Source organism: Aeromonas sp. Marseille-Q5825, assembly GCF_946892685.1.
In the GTDB taxonomy this organism is placed as follows: Bacteria; Pseudomonadota; Gammaproteobacteria; order Enterobacterales; family Aeromonadaceae; genus Aeromonas; species Aeromonas rivipollensis.
The window spans coordinates 65,708-81,445 of the sequence record NZ_CAMPOU010000005.1 but is presented as its reverse complement, the minus strand read 5'-3'; the positions used below and the strand labels follow the sequence as shown (position 1 = coordinate 81,445).

The following is a 15,738-nucleotide window of genomic DNA, read 5'->3' as shown; positions in this document are numbered from 1 at the left end:
TGGATCACCGATGAAATCTGTTGGCCGCCCAGGTGAGCAGCAGAGTCAGCAGGAAGTAGCTCATCACCAGCGCACTGGTGAAGTGGCCCGAGGTGGCGCGCATGTTGTAGAGGTAGACCTGCAGGGTCTCGTAACGGGTGCCCACCAGCATGTTGGCAAACACGAACTCGCCGAGCAGGAAGGAGAGTGAGAGAAACAGCGCTGCCAGCAGCCCCTTGCGCAGGCAGGGGATCACCACCAGCAGGAAGGCGCGGCGGCTGCTTGCCCCCAGCAGGTGGGCGGCATCCATCAGATCCCTGAGCGGCACCCCCTGCAGGCTGTTGGCCAGTGCCCTGTACATGAAGGGCAACACCACTGTGAACCAGGTGCCGATCAGGATCCACGGCGTGCCGATAATCGGCAGCGGGCCGTCGGCGTAGATCTGCAGCAGCCCCACCGAGGAGACCACAGGCGGCACCGCGAAGGGGAGCAGGATCAGCAGGTTCATCCAGGGATCCAGCTTGGGGAAGTAGTAGGCCACCACCAGCACGGTGGGTACCAGCACCAGGGTGCCCAGCAGCAGGGTGGCGAAGCAGACCAAGAGGCTTCGGCCAAAGGCCGCGAGAAAGCGCGGATCCCCCCACAGCTTGAGATACCAGTCGAGGGTGAAGCCATCCGGCAGCAGAGTCGCCCCCCAGCGGGTGGATATGGAGTAGAGAAAGGTAGCCAGCAGCGGCAGCAGCAGGGTGGCGACCAGCCCACCCAACACCCACTTGGGCCAGCGCGGCGTCAAATCATGCATGGGATTGCCCCCTGTTCACATAGCTCTTTTTCAGCAGCCACTGGTTGGCGGCCGTCACCACCCCCAGCAGCACCATCAGGATCACCGCCAGCGCCGCCGCCATATTGGGCTCGAGGAAGATGTCGCCGGAGACCAGACTGGCCACCCGTATGGTCACCAGGTTGAAGTTGCCTGTGGTGAGGGCATAGGCGGAGGCATAGGCCCCCACAGCGTTGGCAAACAGGATGATCAGGGTGCCGAGCAGCGCAGGCGTCAGCACCGGCAGCGCCACATGCCACACATACTGGCCCTTGCTGGCGCCGAGCAGCGCGGCCGCCTGCGGCCACTCATCCTGCAGGGCATCGAAGGCCGGGTAGAGCAGCAGCAGAGCGAGGGGGATCTGGAAATAGGTGTAGATGAGGATCAGGCCCGACCCCGAGTAGAGGTTGAAGCCGTCGATGAGACCCCAGGATTTCAGCAACAGGGTGACGGCACCGTTGATGCCGAGAATGATGATAAAGGCGAACGCCAGCGGCACCCCGCTGAAGTTGCCGGTCATGGTGACAAAGGCCAGCAGCAGCCGTTTGACCCGCTCACCGCTGTGGCGCAGCGCCGCCGCCCCGAGCGTGCCGATGGCGAGCCCCGCCAGACTGGCGACACCGGCGATGCGCAATGAGTTGGCGAAGGATTGCAGGTAGAAGGGGGAGCTCAAAATCTCCCGATAGTAGTCGAAGCCCCAGCCATCGGGGGTCTGGAAACTCCCCACCAGCACCCACACCATGGGGGCGAGCTGGAACAGTATCATCAAGAGGATAAAGGGCAGCAGCACCAGGGCGGGCAGCCAGTGGCGGCGCGCCTTGTGCTTGGTGGCCACGGGTTGATCCAGCAGGATCTCGGTGGTTGCAGGCATCATCAGTGCACCTCTCGCATAAAGGCCGCCTTGAGCAGCGGGGGAGCCACCGGCTTGTCGTGGGGAATGCCCAGCAGGTCGGCCATCAGGGCGCAGAGCTGGGCCTGGGCGATCACCACCCCATCCGGCCAGTGCTCGACGAAGGCATCGCCAAAGAGCCAGAGCGGCACGGCGCGCTCCTCGGCCAGGGTGCCACCGTGGCTGAGATCTGCGTTCATGCCGTGATCCGAGGTGATCACCACCTGATACCCCTCTGCCAGCCACAGGGGCAGCAGATCGGCCAGCAGGCTGTCCATGCGGCGCGCCTGGTTACGGTACTGGCGGGAATCGAGGCCAAACTTGTGGCCCGCATCGTCCACCCCCATGGGGTGGATCAGCAGAAAGTCGGGATCATGTTGGGTTCTGAGCCACTCCCCATCCATCAGCAGATGGCTGTCGGGGTAGTTGTCATCCCAGTAGAAGCAGCCGTGCTGGATCGGCAACTGCTCGTCATGGGTATAGCGATCCCGGGCCGCCAGCCAGGGGCTGCGGTTGTAGAGTTCGCTCACCCAGTAATAGGCCGCGGCTGCGGTGCCTTTGCCTGCCGCGCGGGCCAGATGGAAGATGGAGTCGTGTTGGCTGAGGCGCGTCACCCCGTTGTGGGTGATGCCGCTCGCCACCGGCGGCACGCCGGTCAGGATGCACTCGTAGAGGGGCCGGGAGAGGGAGGGCAGGGCAGAGCTCAGGGTCGTATGCAGACCTCGCCCCGCCTCCACCATGCCAAAAAGGTAGCCCATACAATGGGCTACCTCGGCTGCCAGACCATCCACAAGTACCACTATCACCTTGTGTTGCACTGGATCCCCTTACTGCATGTTGATCATGACGGTTTCTTGCCACTGGCGCGGCAGGGCCTTGGAGCTCTGCTCCCAGGCTGCATGATCCTGCACCGGCTTGGCATTGGCATACTGCTCGGCTGGCAGCAGCTTGGCCTTGACGTCATCCGGCAGGGTCACGTTGCTGCGGATCGGGCGGGCATAGCCACGGGCCAGGTTGATTTGACCGGCATCGGAGAGGATGTATTCACGGGCCAGCTTGGCGGCGTTGGGGTTCTTGGCCCACTTGTTGATGATGGTGGTGTAACCGGCGATGACGGAGCCGTCGCTCGGGATCACCACATCAAACTTCTTGGGGTCGATCTGGTCGCGGTAGTTCAGGGCGTTGAAGTCCCACAGCACACCCACTTCCACTTCGCCCTTCTCGATGTTGGCTATGGTCGGGTCGTTCAGTGACAGGCGACCCTGCTTGGCCAGCTGGCCGAACAGCTCCAATGCAGGCTTGAGGTTCTTCTCGCTGCCACCGGTGGCATAGGCTGCCGCCAGCACGCCGTTGTTGGCCTGGGAGGCGACACCCACGTCACCCAGGGTCACCTTGTAGTCGCCACCCAGCAGGGATTGCCAGCTGGTGGGGGCGGCCTTGACCAGATCCTTGTTGATCAGGAAGGCGATGGTGCCGGTATAGGCCAGCATCCAGTGACCGTCCGCATCCTTGGCCCAGTTGGGAATATCGGCCCAGGTGGAGGGTTTGTAGGGCTGGGTGACCCCCTGCTTGACCGCAACCGGGCCGAAGGCGCCGCCCACGTCGCCGATATCGGCGGTGGCATTGGCCTTCTCGGCGGCAAACTTGGCGATCTCCTGCGCCGAGCTCATGTCGGTATCCTGATGCTTGATGCCGTAGATGCTGCCCAGCTGCTGCCAGGTATCCTTCCAGTTGGCCCAGCTGTCGGGCATGCCGATGCTGTGGAGCTGGCCTTCGCCACGGGCGGCCTTTTCGAGATCCGCGATATTCTCGGCGGCAAACAGCGGTTGACTGATGGCCACCAGGGCCAGTGCACTTGCGATCACGCTTTTCATCATCCCATCCCTCTGGACTAGGTCAGTTAAGGTTCGAGAGGGATGCTAGAGGGGAAATATGACGGTGGCGGGGCGCTTTGATGGCGTTTTCGTGACAATCGGCCTGTCATGGCGCTGTCATCAGCAGCGGTTACAACTCGGGGCCGACAGCCGCTGGTCTACTCCAGGTGGCGCAAACCGGAATGACCGACAGGGACGTGACAGTGACAGAGCGATTGAGGGAACAGGGGCTGGCCGATGGCCGCAGCCCCTCCAAGTGCGAACAGATTTGCCAGACCCTGCGCCGCTATATCGGCAGCGGCCAGCTGGGGGCGGGGCAGCAGCTGCCCGCCGAACGGGCCCTGAGCGAGCGCTTCGCCACCACCCGCATCACCATCAAGGAGGCGCTCTCCAGCCTCGAAGCAGACGGCCTCATCTACCGGGCCGAGCGGCGCGGCTGGTTCGTGGCGCCGCCGCGCCTCACCTACGATCCCGCCATCCACACCCACTTTCACCAGTGGATAGGCGAGCAGCAGCGCACCGCCGAAACCCGGGTGCTGGCCCACGGCGGTCAGCTTGCCAGCAGCGAACTGTGCCACTGGATGGGGCTGGCGCCCTTCACCCCGCTTTATGAAATCCGTCGCCAGCGACTGATCGACGGCCGCCCCGTGCTCCACGTCAGTCACCATCTGCTGGCCAGCCGCTTCCCCGATATCGCCAGCGCGCCCCTGGCGAGCTCCCTCACCGAGCTCTATCAGCAGCGCTATGGCATAGGCCAGGGCGGGGCCAGCCTCGAGATCACCCCTTCGGCGGCCCGGGGAGAGGTAGCCCGCGCCCTCAATCTGGCGGAGGGGAGCGCCGTGCTCAGACTGGTGCGGGTCAACTACGACGAACGGGGCGGGCTGGTGGATTGCGATATCGAGCACTGGCGGCCGGATGCGATACGCATCTGCCTCGATACGAGGGTGCTGCAGCCGATTGTCGGCAAGCCGCAGCGAGTTCAGCTTGCTGATTAGGTAGCAGACAGCCAGCGTGGCGGATCCCGCAGGATCCGCCGGGATCAGTTGTCGATATTGGGGATAAGGTCGTCGAAGCTCTGGTAGCCGCAGTCCGCCAGTTGCAGCGACATTGTGTAGGTCTTGCTGCCCTCCCGCTGGCCTATGGCGGGGCGGTTTAGCTTGAGCTCCTGATGCCAGTACTCCTTCATGCGATCGATGAGGGCCATGGCTTCGCTCTCGTCCAGGTGGAGCTGGCAGAGCGCCATGTAGTTGTTGGACTTGTGCATGTTCTCCACCAGATAGTCCCCCAGCACCGACATGGCCTGGCGTGCCTGCTGGCGGGCGAAGCGGCTGTGCTGCTCGAAGCTGATGCGCTCGCTGATGAGGAAGTGGTAGCTGTTGTCGATACCGAGCTGCAAGATGCCCAGCTTCTCCAGCTTGCGCAGATAGAGGTAGCAGGAGGCATCGGTCAGGCCGTATTCCCGCTTGAGATCGATCAGTGTCTTGTCGCGCCAGAAGATGTTGGCGAGAAAGGCGTAGAGCCCCGGCTCCTTGTGAAATGCCTCGTCCTGCTCCTGGGTGAAGACGGCGCGGCGGCTCTGGGCGTCCTGGGTGCGATCCAGCAGCTCCTCGAACGAGAGCCCCACCAGATGGCAGATCTCCAGCAGGGTGTCGAACGGCAGGGAGGGCTTGTTCATCATCCGTTTCACGGTAGCGATGGAGACCCCCATGGCTTCCGCCAGGGTCTGATAGCGGATCCCCTTGTCGGTCAGGGTCTTCTTCAGGGTGTCGAGAATGTGATTGGCCAGGGTCTGGCTGTAGGTCATGCAACTATTCCTTTATCTGCATTTTTAGTCGTGCCAGAAAATGAGAGATTTGTCTGTATCGGGCTCAGTTTTTGACACCTAGAAAAACCAGAGGGGATACGTCCGGCGATAACGGCTGAAATGGCCTGACCAGTCATGGTGCAAGGTGGCAGAAAATGACACTCGATGGTGCATATCCTTCAACCTTTCAACATTTTGCTGGTGATGCATATTACATCGCACATAATCCAACACGAATCGGATTCAATACCTTCCTGGTTGAGAAAACGATTGTTTGCTTCCAATTTAAGGGTTTTTTTAACCGCAAGGTTTTATTCTTTCCTGGCATTGAGCGGAACTCGCAAGAGGTCCGCTTTTTTTCTTTTCTCCGAATTTGAGCCCGCCGTCAAGGAAGGGGCGCATTTTTTGGCACCTCCCGCGCCGCCCTCCCTAGGGGTTAATCCCCTTTGCAGGGGAACAGCTTGGGGATCTCCCGTACCAGCCAGCTCTTGGCCTTGCCCATGGTATCCCGGCGCCACGCCAGCACGACCTGCACCTGATGGCGATACTCGGGGCCGATCACCTTGAGGCGTCCCGCCTTGATGTCCTCTTCTATCCAGCTCAGGGGCATGGTGCCGACGCCAATGCCCGCCAGCAGGGCATCGCGCTTCTCTCCCATGGTGCTGACGGTCAGGCGCGGCTGCTTGTCCAGCAGGCGATAGGTGAGGGCGGGCTTGCGCCGTGCCGTGTCGGCGATGGCGATGGCGCGGTAGCGGCGCAAGGTCTCGTCCGCCAGGGGCTCGGGCTCCAGGTGCAGGGGGTGATCCGGGTGAGCGACATAGAGCATCACCTCCTCCTGCAAGGGTTGATGCTTGATGCCCGTCATCATGATGTCGGGGTTGAGGGAGGAGATGAGCAGATCCGCCCGGCCATCTTCCAGACACTCCCAACTGCCCGCCAGCACCTCGGCTCGCAGCCGCAGCCGGGTATCCGTCTGCTCGGCCAGCCGCTCCACCAGGGGGTAGAGCGCCTGCAGCGGCACCAGGGCATCCACGGCTATGGTGATGTCGGTCTCCCAGCCCCGGGCCAGGGCCCGGGTCTCTCCCACCAGGTGCTCGGCAGCCTCCAGCAGCAGACGACCCTGCTCCAGCAGCATGCGCCCGGCCGGGGTGAACTTGGTTCTGTGGCCGCTGCGATCAAACAGCATGGCGTCCAGCTCGTCTTCCAGCTTCTGCACCGTGTAGCTCAGCGCCGAGGGCACCTTGCCCAGCTCGTCGGCGGCCGCCGCGAAGCTGCCGCGGCGGTCTATGGCGTCCAGCACCCGGATCGCCTCCAGGGTCAGCGCCCGCTCCTTGTTCGATTCCTTGGCCATATCTAACCTTCAATTTTTTTGAACATGTTTGCCAGATTATCTCGCTAACAACTTAGGGCAAGTGACTTTAATATTCAATCAACGCTTAGGCAGGAAGGCCAAGCGGCCAAATAAAAGGTAGTTCCAGGCTGAGACATCACACAGAACGATGTCTGCTGTAGGTGAAAGAACAACACACTATTTGAATAACCTCTTGCATGGATGCATTGATTCGGGCCGAAACGGCCTTGGCAATGACATAAAAACCAAGAGAGTGAATGAACATGAAAAACGTAATCAAGATGCTGGCCGTTGCAGGCCTGATGACCGCAGGTTTCGCCCAGGCTGCCGTACCGGCCGACATCAACGCCGCCCCGGGCGTGCTGTTTGTGAACTGGAACGCGACCGCCGCCATGGCTGGCAAGGCCAACCCCATGCTGGAGGTGCGCGATGAGTCTGGCGATCTGCTGGCATCGGTTCACGCCAACCTGATGGGCACCCAGCAGGTCAAGATCCCGAGCCGCACCCAGGGCAACCTGACGGTCAGCCTGGGCAGCGAAAGCAGCAGCTACCGCATCCCGTTCGGTCTGGGTGACGGTCGCCAGCGTTAATCAACCGTTTACAGGTATTGGAGGAGCACACCATGATGAAATTGAGAGCCGCAGCTGAACGGGGTCATGCCAACTTCGGCTGGCTGGATGCACGCCACAGCTTCTCGTTCGGTCACTACTATGACCCGGACTGGATGGGGCACTCTGTCCTGCGGGTCATCAACCAGGATCTGGTGTCGCCGGGTGGCGGCTTCGCTACCCACCCTCATGCCAACATGGAGATCCTCACCTGCGTGCTGAGCGGCACCATAGAGCACAGGGACAGCCTCGGTCATGCCGAGCAGATACCGGCGGGGGATTTCCAGCTGATGAGCGCAGGGTCCGGCATCCGGCACAGCGAGTACAACCCCTCGCAGACCGAGCCCCTCTCCCTGTTGCAGATCTGGATAGAGCCGAATGAGGTCGGCACTACCCCGGGTTATCAGCAGAAGAAGATAGCCACCCAGCCCGGGCTGACGCTGGTCGCGTCACCGGATGGGGAGGCGGGATCCTTCAGGATCCGCCAGCAGGCCCGCATCTGGCGACTGCAGCTTGCCGAAGGGGAAACCCTCGAATGGGCATTGCAAGGGCGTCATGGTTACCTGCATATGATTTCAGGGGAGCTGACTGGCAACGGTCTGGCTGCCCGACCCGGCGACGGCCTGCTCAGTCGCGATGAGGCGTCCTGGACGCTCACCGCCTCAGAGGGGAGTGAAGCCCTGCTGTTTGATCTGCCCTGATAGATAAATCTCGGCGAAATGAATGAGTTAACAATTAGCACTTACACTGTTATTACCAAGATGGGTAATCAAAGGAATCTGACGATGGACAAGATGAAAGATGTGGCACTGCTGGCGGGTCGTATTTTGCTGGCGCTGATGTTCGTGATGGCAGGCTGGGGCAAGATCGGCGGTTATGCCGGTACCCAGGGTTACATGGAAGCCATGGGCGTGCCCGGGTTCATGCTGCCCCTGGTGATCCTGCTGGAGCTGGGTGGCGGTCTGGCCATAGTGCTGGGTCTCTTTACCCGCAGCCTCTCTGTGCTGCTGGCCGGTTTCACCCTGATGGCCGCCTTCATCTTCCACTATCAGCCTGCAGAACAGATGCAGATGCTGATGTTCATGAAGAACCTCTCGGTGGCCGGTGGTTTCCTGGCCCTGGCGGCAGCCGGTCCTGGTGCCTTCAGCCTGGATGCCCGCCTCGGCAAGTGCTGGTAATACCCTGATAGTTCAAGTTTTCCAACGCCTTTCGGCCGGTGCTGCAGCACCGGCTTTTTTATGCCCGCCAAGTGGCGAATGCCGGTACTGTGACGAGGCCAGCCTGGCGGTGGCAAGCGCCTTTTGCATCTTACCCCCCGATCCCCGACAATCCCATTTCGTGTGAAGTGACGGAAATGGCTCGCCTTTTCCGGCGCGCACCCCTCTTCATGAAATTGGCGGGAGTCGTCCATGTTTACCCTCTACCACTCCAATCAGCTGGATCTGCTCAAGGAGCTGCTGGTGAGCCGCATCCGGCAGGCGCCCCTCTCTCACCCCTTCGAGCACGAGCAGATCCTGGTGCAGAGTCCCGGCATGGCCCAGTGGCTCAAGCTGGAGCTGGCCAAGGCCTTCGGCATCGCCGCCAATATCGACTTCCCGCTGCCAGCCAGCTTCATCTGGGAGATGTTCACCCAGGTGCTGGCAGACGTGCCCCGCCAGAGCCCCTATAACAAGGGATCCATGAGCTGGCAGTTGATGACCATTCTGCCCGCCCTGCTGGACAGGCCCGCCTTCGCGCCGCTGGCCGCCTATCTGGGGGGGGATGACGAGGACCCTGCCCAGGATCCCGAGCAAGTAAGGCTGTGGCAGCTCTGCCAGAAGGTGGCGGATCTCTTTGACCAATATCTGGTCTATCGGCCGGACTGGATAGCCCGCTGGGAAGAGGGGGAGGGATTGGGGTTGGAACTGTCTGGGGTGAGCGGTCAGGATTGGCAGCCGGAGCTGTGGCGCGAGCTGGTGGCCCGCACCCTGGCCCTCGCGCCCAGCGGCTACCACAGAGCCAACCTCTACGAGGAATTTATCCACGAGCTGGCGCGCACCCGGGATCTGCCGGGCAAGCTGCCCCAGCGGGTCTTCGTGTTCGGCATCTCGGCGCTGCCACCCCGCTATGTGGAGGCCCTGCTGGCCCTCGGCAGTAGACCCGAGGTGGAGGTGCATCTATTCGTCACCAACCCCTGCCGCTACTACTGGGGGGATCTGCTGGACAGAAAAACCCTGGCGCGGCTCGAAACCAGGCTCAAGCCCGGTACCGATATCGAGACCTTGCAGGGCCCTGCCAACCCGCTACTCGCCTCCATGGGCAAGCTGGGGCGCGACTACCTGCATCAGCTGATGGAGCTGGAGGTGCCGCAAATCGAGGCCTTCGTCGACATCGACGAGGTGGATGAGCAGGGCCATGTCAGCCTGCTGCGCGCCATCCAGCAGGATGTGCTGGAGCTGGCAGAACGGGGCGCCGGTCAGTTCGATCTCGACAGCAGCCACCACAAGAGTCCCATCAGTCCGGCGGATGGATCCCTGCAGATCCACGCCTGCCACGGCCCTATGCGGGAACTTGAAGTGCTGCACGACCGGCTGCTGGCGCTGTTCGAGCAGGACCCGTCCCTCACTCCGAAAGATGTGGTGGTGATGATGCCGGACGTGAACAGCTACGGCCCCTACATTCAGGCGGTGTTTGGCGCCCGTGGCCAGATCCCCTTCGCTGTATCGGACAGAGCCGCCAGCCAGGAGAGCCCGCTGCTGCAAAGCTTCCTCGCTCTGCTGCACCTGCCAAACGCCCGCCTCGGTGCCGGCGAGCTGCTCGCCATTCTCGAGGTGCCCGCCGTGCTGCGCCGTTTCGAGCTGGATGACGACGAGTTCAACCAGCTGCGGGTCTGGGTGCAGGAGACCGGCATTCGCTGGGGGCTGGATGACAGTTACCCCACGCGTTTCGATCTGCCGCCCATGTCCGGCAACAGCTGGCTGTTCGGCCTGCGCCGCATGCTGCTCGGCTTTGCCATGGGGGATGGGGAGCCGGTGGCTGGCATCCTGCCCTGTGCCGATCATGGTGCAGGTCAGCAGGGCCCCTTGGCCAGCATCTTGCCCTACGCCGAGATCGAGGGTCAGCAGGGACTGGCGCTCGGCAAGCTCGCCTGGTTTGTCGACTCCCTGGCGGAATTTTTGCCCCGGCTGCAACAGGCGCAGCCGCTGGCAGAGTGGAACGCCTGCCTGCTGGCACTGCTGGAGCGCTTCTATCTGGCCGACGAGGATGAAGAGCGTCAGCTGCAGCTCATTCGCAGCCAGCTGGCCGACTGGCAGACCCAGCTCGGGGAGGCTCGCTTCGATCAGCCCATCACCGCCGACCTGTTGCAGGATTATCTCGGCAGCGTGCTGGGGGAGTCCCGCTCCAGCCAGCGCTTCCTCGCCGGTCAGGTCAACTTCTGCACCCTGATGCCGATGCGCTCCATCCCCTTCAGGCAGGTCTGCCTGCTCGGCATGAACGACGGCGTCTACCCGCGCACTTTGGCCCCCATGGGCTTCGATCTGATGGCGGTGGCATCGCGGCGCGGTGATCGCTCCCGCCGCGATGACGACCGCTACCTCTTCCTCGAGGCGCTGCTCAGCGCCCAGCAGGGGCTCTATATCAGCTATCAGGGCTTCAGCGCCCAGGACAACAGCGACAAGGTGCCCTCGGTGCTGCTGGCGGAGCTGATCGACTATGTGCGACAGGGCTTCGTGCTGGCGGGGGATGAGAGCCTCGACGATGAAACTTCCGGCAAGCGGCTGCTCGAACATCTGATAGTGCCGCACCCGCTCACCCCCTACAGCCGCAACTACTTCTACCCACAGGCGGGGTCCGGCCTCTTTACCTATGCCGCCGACTGGCTGCCCGCCCTCAATCCGGTGCGCGGCGCGGCGAATTTCCAGAGCGGCGAGCTGCCTTTACCTCCCGAATGGGGCAAGGAGCAGGGGCTGGAGCTGGCGGAGCTGCTGCGTTTCTATCGCCAGCCCACCAAGTATTTCCTCAACCGTCGCCTCAAGGTGTGGTTCGAGCTGAACGAAGCCAACATCGAAGACAGCGAGCCGTTCGAGCTGGACGGCCTGCAGCACTACCAGCTCAAGGCCTTGCTGCTCGATGCCCATCTGGCACAGGGGGATAGCTCAGTGCGTCGCGAGCGGTTGCAGCTCACCGGCCTGCTGCCCCAAGGCTGGTTCGGCAGCCTGCTGCTGGAGGATCTGGACGCCGAGATGGGCAAGCTGGCGGATCGGCTGCGCCCCTGGGTTGCGGCCAATGAGGCAGAAAAACGGGCGGTGGAGATCGATATCTCCCTGACCCAGGGCCAGCTGCAGGGGTGGATAGACACCCAGAAGGGGCGCTTGCTGGTGGTCAAACCCGGCAGCTTCAACGGCAAGGATCTGCTGCTGGGCTGGGTTCAGCACCTCTGCCTCTCATTGAGTTGCGCCCCTGGCGACACCCTGCTGTTCGATGCCAAGCAGAGTCTGCGGCTGCCAGTTCTTCCGGCCGAGGAGGCGCGCCCCAGGCTGGCGGCCCTGGTCTCCCTCTGGGCCCAGGGGATGAAGCGGCCGCTGCCGTTTTTCCCCAATACTGCCTGGGAGTGGTTCAGGGCGATCGAGAAGGATCCGGACAAACCGGAGGCGGCCGACAAGGCGGCCCTCACCCGCTTCAACGGGGGCTACATGGTGACGGGGGAGGGGCAAGACGTTTACGTCGCCCGCTGCTTCCCCGAGCTGGATGACGCCGTGCTGGGCCAGTTGCAGACCCTGGCCCGGGAACATCTGACCCCGCTGCTCAAGACCCTGGAGGAGCTGAAATAATGGCCAACCCGCTCAATACATTGCGTTTTCCCCTCCATGGTGAACGACTGATCGAAGCCTCCGCCGGCACCGGCAAGACCTACACCATAGCCGGCCTCTACCTGCGCTTGCTGCTGGGGCACGGCCCGCTGATCGAAGAGGGGGCCGATGTGGGTCAGTCCAGCGCCCACGAGCGGCCGCTCTCGGTGACCGAGATCCTGGTGGTGACCTTTACCGAGGCCGCCACCGCCGAGCTGCGCGGGCGGATCCGCGCCCGCATCCACGAGGCGCGGCTCGCCTTTATGCGGGGTGAGAGCAAGGATGACTTGCTGGCCCAGTTGCTGATCGAGGTGGAGGATCACGAGCTTGCGGCCCGTCGCCTGTTGGCCGCCGAGCGGCAGATGGACGAGGCGGCTGTCTTTACCATCCACGGCTTCTGCCAGCGGATGCTCAAGCAAAACGCCTTCGAGTCGGGCGCCCTGTTCGAGACAGAATTTTTGACCGACGACAGCCAGCTCAGGCTGCAGGCGGTGAGCGACTACTGGCGCGCCGAGTTCTATCCGGTGGATAAAACCCTGGCGAGTTCGGTGCGCGCGCTCTGGCCTAGCCCCGCCGCCCTGCTGCGGGAGATGAACGGCTGGCTCGACAATAGCGAGCTGGAGATACACCCGGCCTTGGGGGATGAGACCCTCGCCGCCCGCCATCAGGCGGCCATGAGTCGCATCGCTGCGGTGAAGAGCGAATGGCTGGCGCAAAGGGACGAGATCCGCCGCCAGACCGACGGCCAGATCAGCCGCTACACCGGCAAGAACTACGAAGGGTGGCTCGCCAAGATAGGTGATTGGGCACAGGACGAGGGGAGCGGTTACGCCATCCCCAAGGAGCTGGAGCGCTTCGGCCAACGCGTGCTGGAGGAGAACCTCAAGAAGGGGGGCGCGGTGCCGACCCTGCCGCTGTTTAGCCAGATCGACGAGCTGCTGGCGAGCCGCCCCGGTATTCGCGACCTTATCCTGCAACGGGCGGCCAGGGTGGTGCGCAGCCGGATGCAGGCGAGCAAGCGCCAGGCTCATCAGCTCTCCTTCGATGACCTGCTGAAAGACCTCGACGGGGCGCTCGGTTCCAGCTTGGGCGAGCGGCTCTGCGAGCGCATTCGCGCCACCTACCGGGTGGCGATGATCGATGAATTTCAGGATACAGACCCCCAGCAGTACCGCATCTTCCATCGCCTTTACGGCGGCCACCAGGACACGGCGCTGCTGATGATCGGTGACCCCAAGCAGGCCATCTACGGCTTTCGCGGCGCCGACATCTTTACCTACATCCAGGCGCGGCGAAATGTGAGTGCCCACTACACCCTGGGGCGCAACTGGCGCTCCAGCGGTGCGCTGGTGGGGGCGGTCAACGGCCTGTTCGAGCGGGCCAGGGATCCCTTTATCTACGAAGCGGACATCCCCTTCCTGCCGGTGGAGGCGCAGGGCAAGAGCAAGGCGCTGCTGCTGGGTGGCGTTACCGCACCCGTGCTCCACTGCTGGCAGCTGACCGGCCAGCCCACCTTCAATCGGGGGGATTACCAGAGCAAGATGGCCCGCGCCACCGCCGCCGAGATCCACCGCCTGCTGACCCTGGCCCGCGAGGGCAAGGCACAGATAGGTGACAAGGCGGTGAAGGCCGGGGATATCGCCGTGCTGGTGCGCACTGGCGCCGAGGGCAAGCTGGTGCAGCAGGAGCTGGCACGGCTCGCCATCGCCTCCGTCTACCTGTCGAATCGCGAGAGCGTGCTGGAGCAGGTGGAGGCGCGGGAGATTTTGCTGATCCTACACGCCTGCCAGAACCCGAGTGAAGAGCGGAGCCTGCGGGCGGCTCTGGCCACCGGGCTGTTCGATCTGGATGCCAAGGCGCTCGACGCGCTGGCCTCGGACGAGCGGGCCTGGGAGAGCGCGGTGCAGGAGTTTATGGAGTACCGCCAGATCTGGCATCGCCGTGGCGTGCTGGCCATGCTGCGGGCCCTGCTGCACAGGCGCAACCTCGCCTCCTCCCTGCTGGCGAGCCCCTATGGCGAGCGGCGGCTGACCAACTTCCTCCATCTCGGCGAGCTGCTGCAACAGATAAGCAGCGAGCTGGACGGGGAATATGCCCTGCTGCGCTGGCTGGGGGAGGCGGTGAGCCGCCCGGGCGGCCAGGATGCGGAGCAGGTACTGCGGCTCGAATCCGAGCGCAAGTTGGTGCAGATAGTCACCATCCACAAATCCAAGGGGCTGGAGTACCCCCTGGTGTTCCTGCCCTTCATCTGCAGCCACAGAACCGCCGAGACCCCGCTCTATCACGAGGCGGATGAGGCGGGCAATCGCACCATTCTCGATCTGACCGGTGCCGACCATTCGCTGGCCGAAGCGGACAAAGAGCGCCTCGCCGAAGATTTGCGTCTGCTCTACGTGGCACTGACCCGGGGCGTCTACGCCACCTGGCTGGGGCTGGCCCCGGTGCGCTCGGGCAACGGCAAGTCGGAGAAGACAGAGCTGCACCACACCGCCATCGGCTACCTGCTGCAAAAGGGGGAAGAGGGGGACGCCGAAACCTTGGCGACCGCCCTCACCGAGCTTGCCCAGGCGCTGCCCGGGGTGGTGGTCTATGAGCCCTCGCTCACCCGTCCGGCCCCACTGCCGCCAGAGGAAGAGCAGCTGGGCGAGCACCAGGTGCGCCACTTTACCGGTCGGCTGGAGCGGGACTGGTGGATCAGCTCCTACTCCGGGCTGGCTGCCCAGGGGAACGGCCACGGCAAGGGGGTCTTGGCGAACCCCGGCTTCGATGACGAGGTCGTCACCGAGGCGGCTGCCGCTGCGCAGGAAGAGGAGGCGCCCCAGCCCTCCATCTTCACCTTCCCGAAAGGGGCCCGCCCCGGCACCTTGCTGCACAGCCTGTTCGAGACCATCGACTTTCAGAGCGCCGCTGGTGAGCCGCTGGCACAGCATATCGCCACCCTGCTGGCGCAGGATGGCTTCGACGAGAATTGGGCGCCTGTGTTGCAACAGCAGGTGGAGGCGGTGCTCGATACCCCGCTGGATACCGGCTTTGACGAGCCGGTGCGGCTGAGGGACTTGAGCGCCGACCGCAAGCAGGTGGAGCTGGAGTTCTTCCTGCCCATGGGGCGGGTGACGGCACCGGCGCTGACCGCCCTCTGCCAGCAGCACGACCCCCTGTCCCGGGGCAACAAGCCGCTCGGCTTCGCCACAGTGCAGGGGATGCTCAAGGGCTTTATCGATCTGGTGTTCGAGTGGCAGGGGCGCTGGTATCTGCTCGACTACAAATCCAACCACCTCGGCATGAGCCCGACCGACTACAGCCGTCCGGCGCTGGAGCGGGCCATGTGTGATCATCGCTACGACCTGCAATACCAGCTCTATTCCCTGGCGCTGCATCGGCTGCTCTCGTTGCGGCTGCCGGGCTACGACTTTGACCAGCACTTTGGCGGGGTCTTCTATCTCTTCCTGCGCGGCATGCCGCAAGGGGGGGTATTCCATACCCGTCCGAGCCGTGAACTGGTGCTGGGGCTCGACAAGTTGTTTAGTAAAGGTGTGATGCCTGACGATCATCGTTTAGAAAAACCAAACAAGGCAGAGGCATGA

General features: G+C 63.2%; 12 protein-coding genes. 6 read left to right on the top strand and 6 right to left on the bottom strand.

The features are described from left to right. Positions 1-4: 4 nt before the first annotated feature. Genes OC537_RS14765 through OC537_RS14750 form a run of 4 tightly spaced genes read right to left on the bottom strand, consistent with a single transcriptional unit; the run spans position 5 to position 3,562 of the window. Positions 5-781 (bottom strand): ABC transporter permease, encoded by a 777-nt coding sequence (locus tag OC537_RS14765; RefSeq protein WP_042053433.1) that lies wholly within the window; start codon positions 779-781, stop codon positions 5-7. Continuing rightward, entirely contained in the window at positions 774-1,673 is a 900-nt protein-coding gene (locus OC537_RS14760; protein ID WP_262112359.1) for an ABC transporter permease, read from the bottom strand. Before OC537_RS14760 ends, OC537_RS14765 begins: the two co-directional genes overlap by 8 nt. Next, entirely contained in the window at positions 1,673-2,506 is an 834-nt protein-coding gene (locus tag OC537_RS14755; RefSeq protein WP_262112357.1) for an alkaline phosphatase family protein, read from the bottom strand. Before OC537_RS14755 ends, OC537_RS14760 begins: the two co-directional genes overlap by 1 nt. A gap of 9 nt (positions 2,507-2,515) precedes the next feature. After that, complete coding sequence (locus tag OC537_RS14750) at positions 2,516-3,562, bottom strand: ABC transporter substrate-binding protein (RefSeq protein ID WP_047440511.1); 1,047 nt, start codon at positions 3,560-3,562, stop codon at positions 2,516-2,518. A 182-nt stretch (positions 3,563-3,744) separates the two neighbouring features. Here OC537_RS14750 and OC537_RS14745 point away from each other — a divergent pair, with 182 nt between their 5' ends. Further along, complete coding sequence (locus OC537_RS14745) at positions 3,745-4,557, top strand: UTRA domain-containing protein (RefSeq protein WP_262112353.1); 813 nt, start codon at positions 3,745-3,747, stop codon at positions 4,555-4,557. A gap of 44 nt (positions 4,558-4,601) precedes the next feature. On the opposite strand, the gene OC537_RS14740 is transcribed toward OC537_RS14745, so the two are convergent. Both OC537_RS14740 and OC537_RS14735 read right to left on the bottom strand, forming a co-directional pair. After that, the gene (locus OC537_RS14740; protein ID WP_005330085.1) at positions 4,602-5,366 is read right to left on the bottom strand and encodes a helix-turn-helix domain-containing protein; all 765 of its coding nucleotides are present in this window, start codon (positions 5,364-5,366) and stop codon (positions 4,602-4,604) included. Positions 5,367-5,802: 436 nt separating this feature from the next. Beyond that, a complete protein-coding gene (locus tag OC537_RS14735) occupies positions 5,803-6,717 on the bottom strand; it encodes a LysR family transcriptional regulator (protein ID WP_111911758.1) in 915 nt (304 codons plus the stop codon). A 257-nt stretch (positions 6,718-6,974) separates the two neighbouring features. On the opposite strand from OC537_RS14735, the gene OC537_RS14730 reads away from it, so the two are divergent. From OC537_RS14730 to recB, 5 genes are all read left to right on the top strand, one after another. Then, positions 6,975-7,307, top strand: a complete 333-nt coding sequence (locus tag OC537_RS14730; RefSeq protein WP_262112348.1) for a hypothetical protein — start codon at positions 6,975-6,977, stop codon at positions 7,305-7,307. Between the two features lie 32 nt (positions 7,308-7,339). After that, complete coding sequence (locus OC537_RS14725; RefSeq protein WP_025328577.1) at positions 7,340-8,026, top strand: pirin family protein; 687 nt, start codon at positions 7,340-7,342, stop codon at positions 8,024-8,026. Between the two features lie 18 nt (positions 8,027-8,044). Further along, entirely contained in the window at positions 8,045-8,503 is a 459-nt protein-coding gene (locus OC537_RS14720) for a DoxX family protein (protein WP_289980842.1), read from the top strand. Between the two features lie 231 nt (positions 8,504-8,734). Further along, positions 8,735-12,136: an exodeoxyribonuclease V subunit gamma gene (gene recC / locus OC537_RS14715; protein WP_262112344.1), complete on the top strand. Its 3,402-nt coding sequence runs from the start codon at positions 8,735-8,737 to the stop codon at positions 12,134-12,136. Continuing rightward, complete coding sequence (gene recB, locus OC537_RS14710; RefSeq protein WP_262112343.1) at positions 12,136-15,738, top strand: exodeoxyribonuclease V subunit beta; 3,603 nt, start codon at positions 12,136-12,138, stop codon at positions 15,736-15,738. The genes recC and recB overlap by 1 nt, the downstream gene beginning before the upstream one ends.

What these genes read in the sequence shown, in the direction of transcription:
- OC537_RS14765 (WP_042053433.1), bottom strand. Translation starts at nt 781, where the DNA reads ATGCATGATTTGACGCCGCGCTGGCCCAAGTGGGTGTTGGGTGGGCTG.
- OC537_RS14745 (WP_262112353.1), top strand. Translation starts at nt 3,745, where the DNA reads ATGACCGACAGGGACGTGACAGTGACAGAGCGATTGAGGGAACAGGGG.
- OC537_RS14735 (WP_111911758.1), bottom strand. Translation starts at nt 6,717, where the DNA reads ATGGCCAAGGAATCGAACAAGGAGCGGGCGCTGACCCTGGAGGCGATC.
- OC537_RS14720 (WP_289980842.1), top strand. Translation starts at nt 8,045, where the DNA reads ATGAATGAGTTAACAATTAGCACTTACACTGTTATTACCAAGATGGGT.
- recB (WP_262112343.1), top strand. Translation starts at nt 12,136, where the DNA reads ATGGCCAACCCGCTCAATACATTGCGTTTTCCCCTCCATGGTGAACGA.
- OC537_RS14725 (WP_025328577.1), top strand. Translation starts at nt 7,340, where the DNA reads ATGATGAAATTGAGAGCCGCAGCTGAACGGGGTCATGCCAACTTCGGC.
- OC537_RS14760 (WP_262112359.1), bottom strand. Translation starts at nt 1,673, where the DNA reads ATGATGCCTGCAACCACCGAGATCCTGCTGGATCAACCCGTGGCCACC.
- recC (WP_262112344.1), top strand. Translation starts at nt 8,735, where the DNA reads ATGTTTACCCTCTACCACTCCAATCAGCTGGATCTGCTCAAGGAGCTG.
- OC537_RS14740 (WP_005330085.1), bottom strand. Translation starts at nt 5,366, where the DNA reads ATGACCTACAGCCAGACCCTGGCCAATCACATTCTCGACACCCTGAAG.
- OC537_RS14730 (WP_262112348.1), top strand. Translation starts at nt 6,975, where the DNA reads ATGAACATGAAAAACGTAATCAAGATGCTGGCCGTTGCAGGCCTGATG.
- OC537_RS14750 (WP_047440511.1), bottom strand. Translation starts at nt 3,562, where the DNA reads ATGAAAAGCGTGATCGCAAGTGCACTGGCCCTGGTGGCCATCAGTCAA.